Source organism: Pseudomonas fluorescens group sp. (assembly GCF_020093335.1).
In the GTDB taxonomy this organism is placed as follows: Bacteria; Pseudomonadota; Gammaproteobacteria; order Pseudomonadales; family Pseudomonadaceae; genus Aquipseudomonas; species Aquipseudomonas petroselini.
In genome coordinates, this window is sequence record NZ_JAIOKW010000001.1 from 467,045 (window position 1) to 487,282 (window position 20,238).

General features: G+C 63.3%; 7 protein-coding genes. 5 read left to right on the plus strand and 2 right to left on the minus strand.

The annotated features are described in order from the left end of the window. The first annotated feature begins 26 nt into the window (after nt 1–26). Genes K7431_RS02130 through K7431_RS02140 form a run of 3 tightly spaced genes read left to right on the plus strand, consistent with a single transcriptional unit; the run spans nt 27 to nt 15,466 of the window. Complete coding sequence (locus K7431_RS02130; RefSeq protein ID WP_043205381.1) at nt 27–10,091, plus strand: non-ribosomal peptide synthetase; 10,065 nt, start codon at nt 27–29, stop codon at nt 10,089–10,091. Further along, nucleotides 10,088–13,834 (plus strand): non-ribosomal peptide synthetase, encoded by a 3,747-nt coding sequence (locus K7431_RS02135; RefSeq protein ID WP_012724388.1) that lies wholly within the window; start codon nt 10,088–10,090, stop codon nt 13,832–13,834. Before K7431_RS02130 ends, K7431_RS02135 begins: the two co-directional genes overlap by 4 nt. Then, complete coding sequence (locus K7431_RS02140; protein WP_012724389.1) at nt 13,835–15,466, plus strand: cyclic peptide export ABC transporter; 1,632 nt, start codon at nt 13,835–13,837, stop codon at nt 15,464–15,466. Here K7431_RS02140 and fhuF read toward each other — a convergent pair. Beyond that, complete coding sequence (gene fhuF / locus K7431_RS02145) at nt 15,457–16,140, minus strand: siderophore-iron reductase FhuF (protein WP_012724390.1); 684 nt, start codon at nt 16,138–16,140, stop codon at nt 15,457–15,459. The genes K7431_RS02140 and fhuF overlap by 10 nt on opposite strands. A gap of 199 nt (nt 16,141–16,339) precedes the next feature. Here fhuF and K7431_RS02150 point away from each other — a divergent pair, with 199 nt between their 5' ends. Next, entirely contained in the window at nt 16,340–18,043 is a 1,704-nt protein-coding gene (locus tag K7431_RS02150) for an ABC transporter ATP-binding protein/permease (RefSeq protein WP_012724391.1), read from the plus strand. Between the two features lie 72 nt (nt 18,044–18,115). Here K7431_RS02150 and K7431_RS02155 read toward each other — a convergent pair whose 3' ends face one another. Next, nucleotides 18,116–18,403, minus strand: coding sequence for a hypothetical protein (locus K7431_RS02155; RefSeq protein WP_148270920.1), 288 nt, complete (start codon nt 18,401–18,403; stop codon nt 18,116–18,118). 651 nt (nt 18,404–19,054) lie between these two features. Here K7431_RS02155 and K7431_RS02160 point away from each other — a divergent pair. After that, entirely contained in the window at nt 19,055–20,197 is a 1,143-nt protein-coding gene (locus tag K7431_RS02160) for a pectate lyase family protein (protein ID WP_012724392.1), read from the plus strand. Nucleotides 20,198–20,238 lie beyond the last annotated feature (41 nt).

Here is a 20,238-nt window from a genome sequence, read left to right on the forward strand (position 1 = left end):
AAGCATTTGAAATGGATCGCACAACAATGAACAACATCGAAGACATCTACTCCTTATCGCCGACCCAGCATGGTTTGCTGTTTCACAGCGTGGTCGAGCCGGACTCCCGGGTGTATTACCAGCAACTGAGCCTGGAGATGAACGGCCCGCTGCAATTGCCGGCGTTTCGCGCGGCCTGGCAGGCGCTGATGCAACGCCACGCCGTGTTGCGCAGCGCGTTTTTGTGGGAAGACCTCGACGACGCTTATCAGGTGGTGCAAACCGACGTCGGGTTGCCCCTGAGCGAGCTGGACTGGCAAGGCCACGCCGACCCGAAAACCGCGCTGCAGCAATTGGCCCTGGAACAACGCGCACAACCGCTGGAGCTGAATGACTCGCCCCTGATGCGCCTGACCCTGGTGCGCCTGGAGCCGCAGCGCTGGCACCTGATCTGGACCTTCCACCACATCATCATGGACGGCTGGAGCGTCGGCATTGCGATCCAGGAATGGCTGGCGCTCTACTACGAACACGCCCATGGCCGCCCGGCCAATCTGGCGCCGACTCGCGCCTATCGCGACTACATCGCCTGGCTGGCGGAACAGGACATGGCCGCCACCGAAAGTTTTTGGCGTAACCAGTTGCAAGACGTCAGCGAACCGACGCCGCTGCCCGATTTCGGCCTGCGCCTGGTTCCCCCGACCGACGCACCGTGCGCCGAACGGGAAAACCGCCTGAGTGCCGACGAAACCGAGCAATTGGCACAGTTCGCCCGTCGCCATCACTTGACGCTCAATACCCTGATCCAAGGTGCCTGGGCCCTCTTGCTCGGCCAACACGCCGGGCGCGACGACGTGATCTACGGCGTGACTGTGGCCGGTCGCCCGGAAAACCTCGCGGCCGTCGACAGCACGGTCGGGCTGTTCATCAATACCCTGCCCCTGCGTGTGCAATGGGCCGACGGCCCAGCGCTGGTGGACTGGCTGCAACAGTTGCAGCACGCCAACAGCGACTTGCGCCACCACGCCTACCTGCCCCTGGGCAAGCTCAAGTCGATGAGCAAGATCGCGGCGGAGCAGGCGTTGTTCGATTCGATCCTGGTGTTCGAAAATTTTCCGGTCACCGATGCGCTCAACCAGGACGCCGGCGGCTTGAGCTTCGCCGACCCGAACCGTGAGCAGGCCACCGATGGGCTGGTCCTGACCCAAGGGCGCAACCATTTCCCGCTGTCGCTGATCGTGGTGCCGGGCGAACAGTTGCACTACCTGTTCAGCTACAACCGCAGCCGTTTCAGTGACGCCGAAATCACCCTGCTGTCGGCGCAGTTGCGCAACGTGCTATTGGCCATGGCCGCGCAACCTCAATGCCGTGTGGGCGAACTTGATTGGATGGGGGCTGACGAACGCCAGCAGTTGCAAGCCCTGGGGTGTGGTACGCCGCTGGCTGTGCCTGAGGCGTGCCTGCACCAGCGCTTTGAACAACAGGTCGCCGCCGCCCCGGACCAACCGGCGATTCTCGACCGTGAAGGCGTACTCAGTTACGCCGAGCTGGACCAGCGCGCCAACCGCCTCAGCCATCACCTGCGCGCCGAAGGCATCGGCCACCACAGCCTGGTCGCCCTCGCGCTTGAGCGCAGCGCCGACTTTGTCATCGCCTTGCTCGCCACGCTCAAGGCGGGTGCCGCCTACCTGCCGCTGGACCTGAAACAACCCGCCGGACGCCTGGCCGATGTGCTGCAAGACAGCCGCGCCGCCCTACTGATCGGCGCGACAGCTTCGCCCTTGTTGGCACGCTTGGCCGAGCACACGCCGTTGCTGAGCCTGGCCGAACAGGCCGAGGCCATCGCCGCGCAGCCGGGTACCTCGCCCGCCGTCGCCCACAGCCTGGATGACGCCGCCTACGTCATCTACACCTCGGGCTCCACCGGCACGCCAAAAGGGGTGGTGGTCGAGCACCGGGCAATCGTCGACTACCTGACGGCGGTGCACAGCGTGCTCAAGCCGCCCGCCGCCGCCCGCTACGGCCTGCTGTCGAGCATTGCCGCCGACCTTGGCCACACTCAACTGTTCGGCGCGCTGTGCAGCGGTGGCAGCCTGTTGCTGGTGGATGACGAGAGCGGTTTCAGCCCATTGGCCCTGGCGGAGCTGTTCAGCCAGCACCCGGTGGACGTGCTGAAAATCACCCCGAGTCATCTGAGCGGCCTGTTGCAGGCGTTGCCGGATGCACGTTTGTTGCCCCGGTCGCTGCTGGTATTTGGCGGCGACGCGCTGAGCCCGGCGCTGCTGGCGCAGGTCAACGGCCTGGCACCGGGCCTGCGGGTGTTCAACCATTATGGTCCGAGTGAAGCGACAGTCGGCGCAATTGCCACCGAACTCACGCCGGGTCAGCGCAGCATTGCCTTGGGCCGACCCCTGCCCAATCGTCAATTGCGGGTGGTGGATGCACAGGGTCGCGAGGTGGCGACAGGGGTGAGCGGTGAGCTGCTGATCAGCGGCGCCCTCGCCCGTGGCTACTTGCACCGTGACGACCTGAGCGCCGAGCGCTTCCTGCGCGATGAGCAGCAAAACCGCTGGTACCGCACCGGTGACCGCGTGCGCTGGTTGGTGGACGGCCAGCTGGCGTTCCTCGGCCGGGTCGACAGCCAGGTGAAGATTCGTGGCAACCGTCTGGAGTTGGGAGAAGTCGAGGCGCAGATCAAGCGCCTGTCGCCGCTGATCGAACAGGTCGTGGTGCGCGCGCTGGAACTGGACGGCAGCCTGCGCCTGGTCGCCTACCTGGTGGCCAGCCAGTCGCTGTCGGCCCTCAAGCTGCGCAATGACCTCGGCAACCGCGTGCCGGATTACATGGTGCCCGCGCACTTCATCACCCTGGATGAACTGCCCCTGACCCGTAACGGCAAGGTCGATGCACAGCGCCTGCCGCTGCCACCCACCACCGGCGATGACAGCGCCACCCACGTCGCCCCGCGCAATGAAGTAGAAACGTTGCTGGCGGCGATCTGGCAGGACGTGCTCAAACGCGAACAGGTCGGCGTGCACGATAACTTCTTCGCCATCGGCGGAGATTCGATCCTCAACCTGCAAATCATCGCGCGGGCCAACCAGCAAGGGCTCAAGCTCACGCCACGGCAGCTGTTCGAGAACCGCACCATCGCCGATATCGCCCGTGTGCTGGGCGCCGACGCCAGCCATGCCGTTGCCGAACAGCTCGCCGATGGCTATGCGTTGCCCCTGAGTGCCGGCCAACGCGCGCGCCTGGAACAAGGCCCATTGACCGCCACCTGGCGTTGCGTGGCACTGGCGCAACCGCTTGATCGCGACCTGCTCAGCCAGGCCCTTGGCGCCTTGCAACAGCATCACCAGGCGCTGCGCCTCGCGTTCGACGCGGACGGGCAACAGCGTGTGCTGGTCGCCCCCAAGGCGGCCGCGATCACGTCCGGCGACTACCACCCGGCGCAGCTGCACGCACTGGCCCAGGCGGGGGTCGACACGCTTGACCTGCGGGCAGGCCAAAGTCTGCATGCCAGCCTGCTCGGCGAGCACCTGTTATTGGCCGCGCACCCGCTGTGCGTGGATGAGAGCTCCTGGTCGTTGCTGCTGACGGACCTCAATCTGGCGCTGGCACAACTACGCTTGCAACGGCCGGTGCGGCTGCCCTACACCGGTGGCAACTTCACCCAATGGACACGCCATCAGCAAGCGCATGCCGAGAGCGATGCACTCGACGAGGCTTGGGAACACTGGCTGCAATACGCCGGGCTGGACACGCTGCAACTGCCTGACAGCCACCAGCCGAGCAGCGTGGTCGAGCAGAGCGTGAGCGCCGCGACCTCCAGCGAACTGAAACGCCTTACCGATGTTCTGCACCTGGACTGGAACAGCCTGTTGGCCACTGTCGTGGCCGAACAGTGCGGCGACGGTCTGTTGGCGTTGGACCTGTACGCCGCACGCCCTGCCACCGAACGTCTGCCGGTGGCGGCGCCCCTGGTACTTGCCGACCTTGAGCCAGCACTGATCGTCGGTGCGCTGGACCTGGCAGTACCGGTGTTCCTGCAAGCCGCCGGCGCGACTGCGCTGCAACGCCTGCAATCGGTGGCCGCACAACTGCGCGCCTACCCGCAACACGGCGTTGACTATGGTGCGCTGCGCTATCTGTCGGACAACACCTACCTGCAAGACCCCCTGCGCGATTTGCCGGCGGCACCGATTGCCGTGCACTGGCGCGGCGATTTCGACAGCCACCGTGAACAGCGAGGCCTGCTGGCACAGATCACCGCCGCCAATACGCCAGGGGCTTCGTCCCATGCCTTGCGCATCGATGCGCATTGGCAGGACGACCAACTGCACCTGCGTGTCGAAGGCGCGCTGGCCGCCGACTGGGCACCGCAACTGGCCGAACGCCTCAGCGCCCTGGCGGCCCTGCTCGCCGAGCCTGACCTGCGCCCCGCCAGCGAAGCCTTCCCGCTTTGCCACAAGCAGGCCACAACCCTCGCGGGCGAACCGCTGGATTGGCCGAATCTCGAAGACGTCTACCCGCTGTCGTCGATGCAACAAGGCATGCTGCTGCACACGTTGCTGCAACCCCACAGCGGCATCTACCTGATGCAACAGCGCTACAGCTGGGACGGCGTATTGCAACGCACGGCCATGGAAACCGCCTGGCGACTGTTTCTCGACCGTCACCCGATGATGCGCACCGCGTTCTGGTGGCAGGACGACCACGAACCGCTGCAATGCGTGTATCGCAAGACCGCCCCGGCGTTCGACTGGCAAGACGTGCGTCACCTGGATGACGCGCAGCAGCGCCAAGCCATGGACCAGGCCCTGGAAGCCCAGCGCGTGCAGGGCTTTGACATGAGCAGCGCGCCCTTAACTCACCTGCGGGTGTTCCAGCTCGATGAGCAGCGGTTTGCGGTGGTGCGCAGCTTCCACCATATCCTCACCGATGCCTGGTGCTTCGGCCTGCTGATGGAAGACCTGCTGGCGATCTATCAGGCCGTCGTGCGCCAGGAGCCGGTGGCGCGCCCGCGCTTGCGTTCGTTCCGTGGCTACATGAGCTGGCTGGAGCGCCAGGACATGGCGGCCGCGCACGCCTTTTGGCAAGCCGACCTGGCCGGTTTCAGCGAGCCGACGCCGCTGCATGTGGACGGTGCCCTCGCCCGCCCGGAGCAGGCGCCGGAACAGGTCGGCGACGTCGACCAGACCCTGAGCATCAGCCAGACCCAACGTTTGCAGCAGCTGTGCCAGCAGTACCAACTGACGCCCAACACCTGGATCCAGGGCGCCTGGGCACTGCTGCTGTCGCGTTACAGCGGCAACCGCGACGTGCTGTTCGGCGTCACCGTGGCCGGTCGCCCCACCGATCTGGCGGGGGTGGAAGAAATGGTCGGCCTGTTCATCAACAGCCTGCCCCTGCGCATCGACGTCGATCCTGAAGCGCCAGTCGGGGCCTGGCTGCAAGCCCTGCTGTCGCACAACGCACGCCTGCGTGAGCACGAAAGCGCTTCGCTGGTGGATATCCAGCGCAGCAGCAACGTGCCGCGCGGCCAGCCGTTGTTCGACAGCCTGGTGGTGTTCGAAAACGCACCGTTGGATATCAGCAGCGTGCAACTGGATGCCTTCAGTATCGATATCTATGAAGATCGGGTGCACACCAACTTCCCGATGACGGTGGTGCTGTACCCCGGTGATCGCTTGGGCATTCGCCTGTCCTATGACAGCCAGCGCTTCAGCACCGACACTGTGCAGCGCATGCTCGGGCACTTGGTGCAATTGCTGTCGAGCATGCTCGACGCGCCAGAAGCGCCACTGGGCACGCTGCACATGCTGTCGGCCAGCGAACGCGAGCAACTGCAGGTGGAGTGGAACCGCAGCGAGGTCGATTTCCCGCTGGATCAAGGCTACGCCGCGCTGTTCGCCGAGCAGGTGCGCCGCCGGCCACAACAGATTGCTGCGGTGCACCTGCACGAATCCTTGACCTACGCCGAGCTGGACCGTCGCGCCAACGCCGTCGCCCATGCCTTGCAAGCCGCCGGCGCAGGCCCGGAAACCCTGGTGGCGCTGTTCGCCGAACGTGGCCTGGCGCTGCTGACGCTGATGATCGGTACACTCAAGGCCGGTGCCGCCTTCCAGGCGCTGGACATCCAACAGCCGGCCACACGCCTGGCCGAACTGCTGAGCTTGGGTGAAGCGCCACTGGTGCTGGTGTGCGACAAGGCCACCGCCGTGCTCGATGGCGTGCTGCCGCAGCTCCTCAAGCAGCCGAGGTGCCTGGTCGCCCAGACACTGTGGCAAGGCGAGGTCAAGCCGTCGGTCGACTACGTTCACATCCCCGACCAGTTGGCCTACGTGATTTTCACCTCTGGCTCCACCGGCACGCCAAAAGGCGTCATGGTTGAACAGCGCGGCATGCTCAATAACATCTTCGGCAAAGTCCCGGCCCTGGGCCTGGGTGAACATGACCGCCTCGCACAGACCGCTTCGCCTGCGTTCGACATTTGCGTGTGGCAGTTCCTCGCTGCACCGCTGGTGGGCGCGTGTGTGCACATCCTGCCGGACGCCCAGGCCCATGACCCGCTGGCCTTGCTCGATGCGGTCCAGGCGCAGCAGTTGACCCTGCTGGAAACCGTGCCGGCGCTGATCCGCGGCATGCTTCAGGAGGTGCGTGCACAAGACCACCTGGCCAGCCTGCGTTGGCTGCTGCCCACCGGCGAGGCACTGCCGCCGACGCTGGCACAGGATTGGTTCGCACGCTTCCCATCGATCCCTTTGATGAACGCCTACGGCCCCGCCGAGTGTTCGGATGACGTGGCGTTCTACCCGATTACCGAGGCGCCGAGCGACGACTGCCTGCACATGCCCATTGGCCGCCCGACGGCCAACAACCAGGTGTTTGTCCTGGATGCCGACCTGCGCTGCGTGCCGATCGGCGTACCGGGCGAACTGTGCATCGGTGGCGTCGGTGTCGGGCGTGGTTACCTGGGCGACCCGCAACGCACTCGCGAAGCCTTTGTCGCGCATCCCTTCCAGACGGGGGCGCGTCTGTACCGCAGCGGCGATATCGGCCGCCTGCGCGCCGATGGGGTGATTGAATACCTCGGCCGCCGCGACCAGCAGGTGAAGATCCGTGGTTATCGTATCGAACTGGGCGAGATCGAAAATCGCCTGATGCAGCATCCGGCAGTCGACAGCGCGGCGGTATTGGCGTTGCCCGACGCCCGTGGCGCGTTGCAACTGGTGGCCTGGTATGTCCTCGATGCCGCCGCCGAACTCGGCGGGCAAACCGCGCAATCCCTACTCACCGCGTACCTGGAGCGGCAACTGGCGAGCTATATGGTGCCGGCACGCTGGCTGGCACTCGCGCAACTGCCGCTGAACGCCAACGGCAAGGTCGACCGGCGCGCGCTGGCGGCGCTGGATGTGCAGCAGGCCGAACCGGCGCAAGGCGTGGTGGTCGCGCCGCGTACGCCGACGGAAAAAGTCCTCGCCGAGCTGTGGCAGGACCTTCTCGGCGTGGCCGGCGTCGGTGTGCACGACGACTTCTTCGCCATCGGTGGGCATTCGTTGCTGGCCACGCAGATGCTCTCGCGCATTCGTCGTCGCTTGAACGTCAGCCTGCCGCTGCGCACCTTGTTCGAAGGCGGCACCCTGGCGCAATTGGCGCAGGCGGTCGATCAGCAGGCCCAGGTGTCGGATGACAGCGAGATCGTGCCGGTGCCGCGTAACCAGACGCTGGCGTTGTCGTACGCCCAGCAACGCCTGTGGTTCCTCGACCGCTTCGAAGGGCCGAATGCGGCCTACAACATGTCCAGCGTGGTGCGCCTGCGCGGCGCGCTCGACATCGCGGCTCTGCAACAGGCGTTGCAGCGTGTGCTGGAGCGGCATGAAGCGCTGCGCACCACCTTCCACTTGAAAGGCGAGCAGCCGTGCCAAGTCATCAACGAAGCACCGACCCTTGACCTCACACCGGTCAACGTCGAGTCGCACGCCCTGCAAAGCGTGATTGACCGGCAATCGGCGCAGCCGTTCGACCTGCAACAGGCGCCGATGCTAAGGGCTCACCTGCTTCACCTGGGTACGGATGATCACGTGCTGCAACTGGTGTTGCACCATATCGCCACCGACGCGTGGTCCATGGGCATCCTGATCCAGGAACTGATCACCGGCTACCAGGCCTACGCCAGCGGCGTGAACCCAACCCTCCCGGCGCTGCCGATCCAGTACGCCGACTACGCCCAGTGGCAACGCAGCGAACCCCAACAACGTCAGTTGGCGCGGGCGATTGACTATTGGCGGCGCCAGCTCGACGGCGCACCGACCTTGATCGCGTTGCCGCTGGATGCGCCGCGTCCGACGCAGCCGGATTACCAAGGTGCGGCGTTGACCCAGCAGTTCAGCCCGGCACACACCCAGGTGCTCAAGGCGTATGCGCAACAGCACAAGGCCACGTTGTTCATGGTGTTGCTCAATGCCTTCAACAGCCTCTTGCAACGGGCGACCGGTGCGAACGACTTTATCGTCGGCACCGACCTGGCCAACCGCGAGCACTCGGCGCTGGAGCCGTTGATCGGCTTCTTCGTCAACGTGCTGCCGATTCGCGCACGCCTTGACGACAGCGACACCTTTGATCACCGCCTGCAACGCCTGCGCGAGGACTGCCTCGCCGCCTTCCAGCACCAGCAGGTGCCGTTCGACAAACTGGTCGAGACGTTGCAACCGCCACGTACGCCTGGCGTCAACCCGCTGGTGCAGGTGCTGTTCGTGATGCAGAACACGCCGCAGGGCACGGCCAGCCTGTCGGGCCTGGCGGTGGAACACCTGGCGCCGCAGCAGGAAACCAGCAAATTCGACCTCGCGGTGTTTGTCGAGGAAGACGAGAACGGCCTGACTGTACGCTGGGTCTATCGCACCAGCGTGTTGAGCGCCCAGACCGTGGCTGATCTTGAGCACGGTTTCCAGGCCCTGCTGGACAACCTGAACCTGCAAGACTGGGTGTGGCGCCTGGCAGGCAACACCCAACCTGAACCCGTTGCAACCGACGACGCCCAGGCACGCAGCGCGCGCAAGCTGTCGAAAATGAGCAAGCTGAAAACCACCCGCGCCACCGCTGTGAGCCAACTCGCCCACGAACAGGTGCGCACGCGGACCTTGAGCGACGGCCAACCCCTGCCCCTGGTGATCGAACCACTGCTGGCCGACTTGGACCCAGTGCACTGGGCCGTACAGGCCCGCGAGTGGATCAATGTGCAACTGCGCACCCATGGTGGTCTGTTGTTCCGTGGCTTCAACCTGCCGGACGCGAGCGCCTTCGAGCAGTTCGCCCAGGCCATCGAGCCGGACTTGTACGGCACCTATGGCGACCTGCCGAAGAATAAATCCGGCAAGAACATCTACCACTCCACGCCGTACCCGGAACAACACATGATTCTGTTCCACAACGAGAGCTCACACCTGCCGCAATGGCCACGCAAGCAGTGGTTCTTCTGCGAGATCCCGGCACCACGCGGTGGTTGCACGCCGATCGTCGATTGCCGCCAAGTGCTGGCGCAATTGCCGCCGGCCATCGTTGAGCGCTTCAAAGCATTGGGCCTGCTGTATGTGCGGCACTTCACCGACAAGCTGGATGTGCGCTGGCAGGACTTCTTCAAGACCGAGCAGCGTGAAGAGGTTGAACGCCAATGCTTGCTATCGGGCATGCAGTGGGAATGGCTGGGAGACGACAACCTGAAGATTGCCCAGCACTGCCCGGCGATCGTCGCGCACCCGGATTCCGGTGAGGCGTCGTTCTTCAACCAGGTGCAACTGCATCACAGCGCCTGCCTGGAAGCGGAGGTGCGCAGCAACCTGATTAACCTGTTTGGCGCCGGCAACCTGCCGCGCAATGTGTATTACGGCGATGGCAGTGTGATCGAGGATGCGGTGATGGACGTGATCGGTGCGGCGTACGAGGCCTGTGCGGTGCGCTTCGACTGGCAAAAAGGCGACATGGTGATGCTCGACAATATGCTGGTGGCGCATGCCCGCGACCCGTTTGAGGGCGAGCGCAAGATCTGCGTCGCCATGGGCCAGATGATGAACCGCGAACAACTGAATCGCGCAGGGGAGCAGGCATGAGCAACTACCAAGCGGCGTTCGCCCTGTCGCCACAGCAACGCAGCCAATGGCTGGCGAACGCGCCGCCGGCACGCCTGACCCTGGAAGTGCACGGCGCCGCTGCACTGGCACAACTGCGTGAACGGCTGGCAGCGCTGAGCGCCGTTCATGATGCGCTGCGCCTGCAAACACGGCCTGAGCCGGGGTTGCAGGTGCCGTTGCAAATCGTCGCGCAGTCCAGCGCCATCAGCCTCGACGTGCAATTGCTGGCGGCGGATGTCTACCGCGTCACATTGCAAGTGCCCGCCCTGGCCGCCGACCGTGGGACGTTGCTGCGTCTGGCGCAAGCGTTGGGTTCGGCACAGGCGCCGATACCTGACGACGAGGCCATGACCTACACCCAATACAGCGCCTGGATTCACGACTTGCAGGCGGATGAAGACGCCGCACAAGGTCGGCAATACTGGGCTGGCCTGGCGCTGGGCGAGCAGGCCGCTACCGAGTTGCTGTACCGCGAGGCGCGTAGCGATCAGGCCGATACGCCGCTGACCACCAGGGTCATGCTCGATCCTGCCTTGAGCGCCGCGTTGCACCGTCATGCCGCGCCTGCCGAGCAGCTGTTGATGACCGCCTGGGGCGTGTTGTTGCAGCGCTTGAGCGCCAATGACAACGCGGCCCTCACCCTGAACTGGGTGCATGACTGCCGTGACGACTATGAAGAACTCGCCGACTGCTGGGGCCTGTTCGCCAAGGCCCTGCCTCTGCCGTGGCAACCGGCTGTCGAGCGGCCATTCACCCAGGCGCTGGCGACGCTGCAAGTGCTCTGCGAGCAGGCGGGCGAATGGCAGGAATACTCGCTGCCGGTTGAGGCCGCGCCTTATGGTTTCCAGTGGAGCCCTGGGTTCGATCGTGCGGACAGCGCGTTCAAGGTGCTGGAGATCGATGCCATCCCCGCCGGCATGGAGCTGCTGCTGGTGGCCGAAGCACAGGGCGCCGACGGTTATCGCCTGACGCTGTGCCATCAAGCCCGGCACTACAGCATCCAGGCCGCGCAGACCTTGCTGGAGCAAGTGCAGTCGCTGCTGCTCGACGCCCTCACCCATCCCGCCAAGCCCCTTGCCGAGCTGTCACTGCACGCAGCGGGCTTTGCGGCAACGCTGGCGGCTCGCCAGCAGCAGGTCGCACCGCCCTTTGTCAGCGTACCGGCGCGCTTCAACGCGTGTGCCACCAGCGTTGCCGAACACCTGGCGCTGCGCGACGCCGGCCAGCACCTGAGCTACGCCGAACTGCATGCGCGCAGCAACCAGTTGGCGCATTACCTGATGGCCCAGGGTATTGGCCGCGAAGATCGCGTGGCCTTGTACCTGGACCGTTCGGCGCAGATGGTCTTGGCGATGCTCGCCGTGCTCAAGAGCGGCGCGGCGTTTGTACCGTTGGACGTGCACCAGCCCACACAACGCTCCCTGGCGATCCTGCAACAGGCGCAGCCGCGCTGGGTGTTCACCGGTGCCGCCGGCGATCCACCTGCGCTGGCATCGATGGGCAGCCTTGATATTCGCGACACCGCCGTTTGGCAACAGGCGCCCATGACCGACGTTGCCCATGACATAAAGCCCGGGGATGCCGCCTACGTGCTGTTCACCTCAGGCAGCACCGGCTTGCCGAAAGGCGTGATCGTCGAACATGCGCAACTGGCCAGCTACGTGTCGAGCGTGTCCTCGCGCCTGCACCTGCAAGCCGGTGAACGCAGTGCGGTGGTCACTTCGCTGGCAGCGGACCTGGGCTACACCCTGCTGTTTCCGACGCTGCTGAGCGGCGGCGAACTGCACATCATCGACAAGGACACCGCCATGGACGCCCAGGCTTGGGCCGCGTGGCAGGCGCAGTACCCCATCGATCATTTGAAAATCGTCCCGTCGTTGCTCGACGCCTGGCTGATCCACACGCAAAGCGCCGTCGTGCTGCCGCGCAAGCAACTGATCCTGGGCGGCGAAACCTGTTCGCGGCGCCTGTTGCAATCGGTCCGCGCATTCGCACCGGCACTGACGGTGCTGAACCACTACGGGCCGACCGAAACCACGGTTGGGGTGGTGATGCACAAGGTCGATCCGGCCTGTGACTACCGACGCCTGCCCCTGGACGACCGCCTCGATGGCGTTCGCCTGTATCTGCTCGACGAGCAGCAACAACTGGCCGCACCTGGGCAAAACGCTGAACTGTATATCGCCGGCCCGCAGTTGGCGCGCGGCTACCTTGATGCGCAACACGACGACGGGCGCTTTATCCAGCGCAATGGCGAGCGCCTGTACCGCACCGGTGACCGTGCGCGTTATCGGCATGACGCCAGCCTGGAAATCACTGGGCGCACCGATCGCCAGGTCAAAGTGCGTGGGTTCCGCGTCGAGCTCGACGAGATTCAGGCCCAGTTGGCCAGCCTGCCGGGCGTGGCCCAGGCGGCGGTGGAGTGTCTGCCTAAAGGTGAGCTGGGCCAGCAACTGTTTGCGTTCCTGACCCTGGCGCCAGGCCACACGGTGACGGTGGCACACCTGCATGGCCAGGCGCAGGACCGTCTGCCGGATTACATGCTACCGAACGTGCGTATCGTTGAAGCGCTGCCGTTGATGGGCAATGGCAAGCTCGACCGCAAGACCCTGCAGCAATGGGCTGACAAGGTGCTCGACAACGTTGGCGGCGCTCTGCCACGTACGCCCTTGGAGGCGTTGCTCGCCGAGGTTTGGGCACAGGTGCTGGGCCTGGAACGGGTGGGGATCGAGGATGACTTCTTCGCCCTGGGCGGGCACTCGCTGGCAGCGGTGAGCCTGGCGAGCCGCTTGCAGACGGTACTGTCGGCACCGGTCACGGTGAATGCGGTGTTCAATGCGCCAAGCGTGGCGGCATTTGCAGCGCTGGTGCAGGCGCAGTTCACGTTGTCGCCGCTGGTGCGGCTGTCGGCGGCGGGACCGGGCATTAACCTGTTCTGCTTCCACCCATCCACCGGCCATGTGCAGGATTACCGCGCGCTGCTGCCCCATCTGCCGGACTGGCAAGTGTGGGGCTTGCAGGCGGCGTATCTGGGCGACGACAGCACGGCGCTCAATGGCAATATCGATAGCCTTGCGGCACTGTATGTCGAGCAACTGCGCCAGCAGCAACCCCACGGCCCGTATCATTTGCTGGGGTTTTCCCTCGGCGGGCTGCTGGCGATCACTGCGGCGGCGCAGCTGGAAAAGTGCGGCGAACGGGTGGCGTTTCTCGGCATCCTCGACTCGCAATACCAGCGGCAGGCCGAGGAAGACAGCGTCGAGACGTTGCTGGACTCGGCCGCGCAGGCGCTCACGGTGGAAAGCCAGGCGCGGCTGCGCAATTTGCCGGCGCCGGTATCCACCGCGTTGATCGCACGATTGGCTACACTGCCCGCCGCCGAGCGCCTGCCCGCGCTGGCGCAATGGGCACACCAGCAAGGCCTGCAACTGGAGGGCGACAGCTGGGAACACCTGCACACACGCCTCGGTTACCAGCAACAGACGCAGCAGTTGCTCGCCAGCTTCCAGCCGCCACGGCTTAGCTGCCCGGTGCATATCTGGTGGGCCGATACCACCCTGCAAGCGGCGGACTTTACCGATCCGCAGTGGGAACAGCTCAGCAGCGGGCCTTGGTTCCGTGACGTGGTGCAGGCGCAACACTTGAACATCCTGGAACAACCCACGGTGCATCAACAATTGGTCGTCGGCCTCGCGGCCCTGGCGACAGACGGAGCGGTTTGAATGGATTTGCTGATTCTCATGGCCAAGCGCTCGTGGCGCGCCCTGTTGGTGGCGACGCTGACCGGCCTGGCCTGCGGGCTTGCGGCAGCAGGGTTGATCGCGATGATCAACCACAGCCTCACGGTGTTCGATCAACTGCGCCCGATTGACGGCCTGTACTTCGGTGGCCTGGTGCTGCTGGTGGCGGTGTCGCGGATTATTTCCGATATCAGCCTGCTGCGCCTGGGCCAGGCGGCGGTCAACGATATGCGCCTGCACCTGAGCGCCAAGCTGATCGACACGCCCTATGCGCAATTGCAGCGCCTGGGCAAACACCGGTTGCTGGCGATGTTGACCGATGACACGCAAACCATCAGCCAGGCGGTAGAGCTGGTGCCGATCCTGCTGGTCAACGGCGGGATCATCATCGCTTGCCTGGGTTACCTGGGGTGGCTGAGCTTGCCGTTGCTGGGCTTGACGGTGTTGCTGATCGTGCTCGGCAGCCTGAGTTTCAACTGGCCGCAACGCCGGGCGCTGACGTCGATCTCGCGCGCGCGTGAACTCAAGGACCAGCTGTTCGAGCACTACCGCTTGCTGACCGACGGCAGCAAGGAGCTGCAGCTCAATCACCCGCGTCGCCAGCACTTCTTCACGCGCCTGCTGCTGCCGGTCAGCCAGCAATACCGTCGCGACTTTGTGCGTGGCATGAGCATCTATGCCGTGGTGCTGAACTGGGGCAACGCGGTGTTCTACCTGCTGATCGGCATGGTGCTGTTTGCCGCACCGCACTTTATCGAGTTGAGCGTGAGCCTGGTCACCGGCTATATCCTCGCGATTTTGTACATGATCACTCCGCTCTCAGAGTTGATGCACGCGCTGCCGACCCTGGGCCGCGCCAGCGTGGCGTTGAACAAGATCCGCGCCCTGGAAGGCGAAATGCAGGGTGCCAGCGAAACCCTGGAAACCTTCGCACCGACCCGGGTGCGCAGCCTGGTATGCCGCGATGTGACCCACACCTACTACCGCGAACGCGAAGACGGCCACTTCACCCTCGGGCCCATCAACGTCACCTTGAAGGCGAGCGAGACGGTGTTCATCACCGGCGGCAACGGCAGCGGCAAGACCACCCTGGCGTTGTTGTTGACCGGTCTGTATCGCCCGGAAAGCGGCGACGTGATGCTCGATGAGCAGGTGTCGTCCAGCCAAGACAACCACCATTTCCGACAGCACTTCTCGGCGATCTTTACCGACTTCTGCCTGTTCGAAAACCTGTTCGACGGCGACGACCCGCAGTTGGTGCAGCAGGCCCAGGATTACCTGGTGCACCTGCAATTGGATCACAAGGTGCAAATCGACCAGGGCCGCCTGACCACGTTGGCGCTGTCCACCGGGCAACGTAAGCGCCTGGCGCTGCTCAGTGCTTATCTGGATGACCGTCCGTGCTACCTGTTCGATGAATGGGCAGCGGACCAAGACCCGGTGTTCAAGCACTTCTTCTACACCCGCATCCTGTCGGACCTGCGCGCGCGCGGCAAACTGGTGATTGTGATTTCCCACGACGATGCCTATTTCGGCCTTGCCGATCGCTTGTTGCGCATTGAGCATGGGCGCCTGAGCGAAGCACCATTGACGGCCGGTGCCGCTCAGTCGTAGAGGGAGTGCAGGTAGCTGACCTGCTCCGCGAGGGGCATGCGGTGCAATTTGGGGCAGGATTCGCACAGTACCAGCGGCTCGCCCTCGACCAGCGGGTGCAGTTGGTAATGCAGGCAACAATGGCGACGCAGCGGCAGGCGCGGGCAAATGTCCGGTGCGGGCGACGGCACCTGGCGTTGCAGGCCGCGCAACTTCAAGCGTCCGTGGTTGACGCTGACCGGTTCCAGCCAGCGGTGCACCTCGGCAAAGCCTGGGCGGGACAGGTCGGGGTCGAACCGGTCGAACGCGCCGTCCCAGATCGCGACGAAATTACCCCACAGGATCTTCGGCGCCAAGCCACCGGCCGCCGCCAGGGTGGCGAACAACGGTGCCAGGTGCTCGTGCACCCAGCGCGAGAGGTAGAGGTCGTGTTCGGGCGGCGTGAGTGGCGGCAAGCAGTTGGCGAAGTGCAACGCCAAGGGCTGCCCGGCATCCAGGCGCAACACGTTGTCATCCGTCCAGAAGTCGATCGCCTGTTGGCGCGTGAGCACGCAGGCCAAGGTTGCCGGCACCACGATGCTCATGTAGTTCATCGACCACTGCGACACCACCGCCGGCTTGTTGATGCCGGGATAACGCTGGGCAAACTCGGCCAGCACGGGCTGCAGTAAAGCAGGCTCGGCCACGCGGCTCAACGGGAGGAAAGGCTGGTCATTCGGCTCAAGCTGGATGACCCGTTGTAGGGGGGGCCATGCCTGCTTGAGCCAGTCTGGAAATTCGATAACGGGGCTCCTGTCGCTTTCCCTTATGAATGCAAGCGATTAGCATTGGCAGATCCTATCCTCCCTATCCTGCAAACTCAACGTCGCCAGCGACCGGACCTCTTCAGCCCCCATGCATACACTTCGCACTTTCTGGCGCCTGGCACGGCCTTTCTGGACCTCCGAACAGAAATACCCGGCCCTGCTATTGCTGCTGGCCACGGTGGCGATGAACCTGTGCCTGGTGGGTGTCAATATCCTCAATAATTTCTGGAACCTGCATTTTTATAATGCACTGCAGGAAAAGGACTACCCGGGCTTCCTGCTGGGCGGCCTGCAATTCATCCTGCTCCAGATCGGCCTGGCGGCCTTTACCGTCGGCGCGTTTCACTTTCAGCAGAAACTGACCTTGCTGTGGCGACGCTGGTCGACGCGCAACCTGCTCGCGCAATGGCTCGACAGCCAGCGCTACCAGAAGCTGAAATTGACGGAGACCGAGGTAGACAACCCCGACCAGCGCATCGCCGAAGATATCGACCTGTTTATCATCAAGTCGCTGAAGCTGAGCCTGGGGCTGCTGACGGCGGTGGTGTCGCTTTTTTCATTCCTGAATATTCTCTGGCAGGCCTCGGGCCTGGTCAGCATTCCATGGGGCGATGAAGGCCTGGTGATTCCTGGGCTGCTGGTGTGGGTGGCGTTGCTCTACGCACTGTTGGGCACCGGTTTCGCCTTCTGGCTCGGCCGCGCCCTGCCCCATCTGAACTTCGTGCAGCAGCGGCGCGAGGCCGATTTCCGTTTCTCATTGATGCGCCTGCGGGAGAACGCCGATTCGGTTGCCCAGTACCGGGGCGAGGCTGTGGAAAGCCAGCGCTTCAACCAGCGCCTGGAAGCGGCTTTGCAGAACTTCTGGGTCCTGGTGAAAAAACAGAAGCTGATCATGGGTTACTCGACCTTCTACCTGCGCAGTGCCACGGTCATCCCGATGTTCATCATGGCCCCGCAGTTTTTCGCCGGGGCCTTCCCCCTTGGTCGTCTCACCCAGATCAGCGCGGCGTTTGGCGAAGTGCATGCCGCCGTGGCCTATCTGGTTGGCGTATTCCCGGAACTGGCCGAATGGAAGTCGGTAGTTGATCGGCTGGATGGTTTCCAGAACCGCCTGGATAACGTCAAGGTCGACTCCGACGTCGTACTGACGCAACGGTCCGATGGCCTGCACATTCGCAACCTGGCCATCTGGCTGCCTGACGGGCGACGACTGTTTGAAGGTTTCAACCTGACGCTCAAGCCCGGCGACAGCCTACTGATCAAGGCACCCTCGGGATACGGCAAGTCCACGCTGATTCGCGCCGTCACCGGCCTCTGGCACCATGCTTCAGGCTCCGTTGCCTATGACCGCGACCGCGCCCTCACCCTCTCGCAAAAAACCTATCTGCCCTTGGGCAGCTTGCGCGAGACGCTGTGGTACCCCCTCCCAGCCCCTGAGGAACAGGACGCCGTGTTGCAGCAGATCATGCGGCAAGTCGGCCTGGAACACCTGGACACCCAACTGGCCCAGGAACGCGACTGGGCGCAAACCCTGAGCCTCGGCGAACAACAGCGCTGTGCCTTCGTACGCGCACTCCTGGCTCGCCCTGCGGTGCTGTTTCTAGACGAGAGCAGCGCAGCGATGGATGCCGCCAATGAGGCGCGTTGTTACCAGCTACTCAAAGACATGCTGCCGGATACGATCCTGATCAGCGTCGGCCACCACGCCTCACTGGAGCGCTTTCATGGCCAAGTCCTGGAGTTGCAAGATGAGGTGGAATGGGTGCATAGAGCGGTGAGTCGAACGGTGTGAGTGAAAAAACGACTGACCCAACCGGGGACAAGGTTGGGGGCATTGCACCTTGTGCCATTTAGAAACTCCCTTTTACTTGATGATCGCGTACACGCCCGGACGGGATAACAGATACAGCCAGGCCGCTGAGGTTGTTCCTTGAGCAGCTTTGACCAGCAGCGCCATATGCGCGAGATATCCCCTGGCCACATACGGGTGTGCTGCAAAATAACCACGACATTCAGGCGTTCTCAGCGAAAAGATCAGCCCTCCGCTCGTTTCAATTCTTGCCAGTTGATCTTCGGCAAAACCGTAACCCGCAACAACAGCGATGAGCATCCCCACCGTCAAAAACAGGTGAGGTTTTTTCGTCCGTGGCACATTCCACCTCTGTGAATAAGCAGATCCATTGTTTGTCAGCTAGCCAGGTGCCCTGACAACCCATTCCAAATCAGACGAACATCCCGATAAAACGGCCTTCTGCTGACACCGAGGGATCGTTCCCACGCTCCAGCGTGGTAGCGATCAAGCCGAAACTCCCATCGTACAAAACCGGGATTAGAAAACCCCCATAAAAACGACTCTCTGACCTGAGAAAAAGTAACCACTGGACCCTATTCCTGATCAGACACTATCGCTTGCACACGAAATTTCTTTTCTGGAAATTTACATGACCCTTGTCGACACATTCTCGCTTGCACCGTCCCCCGGAGAGTGCTGGTACGCTCGCCTTCGGACAGCGCGTCGGCGCTGTTGGTCTTCGAGCAGGCGATCCTGGCGGTCACGGATCAGGTTGGTAACGCCTGGCATGTGGTTGGACGCCCGGCTTGTTGATCAAGAACAAAACGCTCGACTTGCGAATGAATGCACATCAAAGCGCATTCAGTTGTACGACAACAAAACGACACATGATAGTATTTCTCATGCAGCGGACGTTCGATTCGCTGCACCGATGACACGGACGTCCGCTCGAGAAACACGCCACACCTGTGCGTGTTTAAAACCTCAAGTTAATCAAGGATCTGATTATTCATGACAACACCATCAACCTTCACCGCGTGCAAACTGGCCAGTGCTATTTTCGGCGTACTCGTGCTTGGCAGCTTGCCGGCTCACGCTGCGGACATTTGGCTGGATTCGGCCACGACCGGCTGGGCCACTCAGAATGGCGGCACCAAGGGCGGCTCCAAGGCTGCCGCGGCTAACATCTACACGGTCAAAAACGCTGCCGAGTTGAAAACCGCACTGAGTGCTTCGGTGGGAACCAACGGACGCATCATCAAGATCACCGGCGTGATCGACGTCAGTGAAGGCAAGGCTTATACGACGACTGCGGATATGAAGAAGCGTGGCCGTCTGGATATTCCCGGCAAAACCACCATCGTCGGCACCAGCAGCACCGCCGAAATCCGCGAAGGTTTCTTCTACGCCAAAGAAAACGACGTGATCATTCGCAACCTCACCATCGAGAACCCTTGGGACCCAGAGCCGATCTGGGATGCCAATGATGGCAAGGAAGGTAACTGGAACTCCGAATACGATGGTTTGACCATCGAAGGCGCCAACAACGTGTGGGTTGACCATGTCACCTTCACCGACGGCCGCCGCACCGATGCGCAGAACGGCACCGCTAACGGTCGCCCGAAACAGCACCACGACGGCGCCCTGGACGTGAAAAACGGCGCCAACTACGTGACCATTTCGTACACCGCCTTCAAGTCCCACGAGAAGAACAACCTGATCGGTTCGAGCGACAGCCGCACCACCGATGACGGCAAGCTCAAGGTGACGATCCACAACTCCCTGTTCGAGAACATTTCGGCCCGCGCCCCGCGCGTGCGCTTCGGCCAGGTGCACCTGTACAACAACTACCACGTGGGTAGCACCAGCGATAAGGTCTACCCCTTCTCGTACGCGCATGGCGTCGGCAAAGGCTCGAAAATCTTCTCCGAGAAAAACGCGTTCGAGATCAGCGGCATCAGTGGCTGCGACAAAATCGCCGGCGACTACGGTGGCAGCGTATACCGCGACAGCGGCTCGACCCTCAATGGCAGCGCCTTGACCTGCCCCTGGACCGCAAGCATCGGCTGGACCCCGCCTTACAACTACACACCGCTGGCGGCGGACAAAGTCGCTGCAGACGTCAAGGCCAAGGCCGGCGCCGGCAAGCTCTGACTGAACGGTTGTACCCAGTAAAAAGAAGCCCTCGGTGACGG

Coding starts and splice junctions, on each gene's coding strand:
- K7431_RS02130 (WP_043205381.1), top strand. CDS start 27: ATGAACAACATCGAAGACATCTACTCCTTATCGCCGACCCAGCATGGT.
- K7431_RS02135 (WP_012724388.1), top strand. CDS start 10,088: ATGAGCAACTACCAAGCGGCGTTCGCCCTGTCGCCACAGCAACGCAGC.
- K7431_RS02140 (WP_012724389.1), top strand. CDS start 13,835: ATGGATTTGCTGATTCTCATGGCCAAGCGCTCGTGGCGCGCCCTGTTG.
- K7431_RS02150 (WP_012724391.1), top strand. CDS start 16,340: ATGCATACACTTCGCACTTTCTGGCGCCTGGCACGGCCTTTCTGGACC.
- K7431_RS02160 (WP_012724392.1), top strand. CDS start 19,055: ATGACAACACCATCAACCTTCACCGCGTGCAAACTGGCCAGTGCTATT.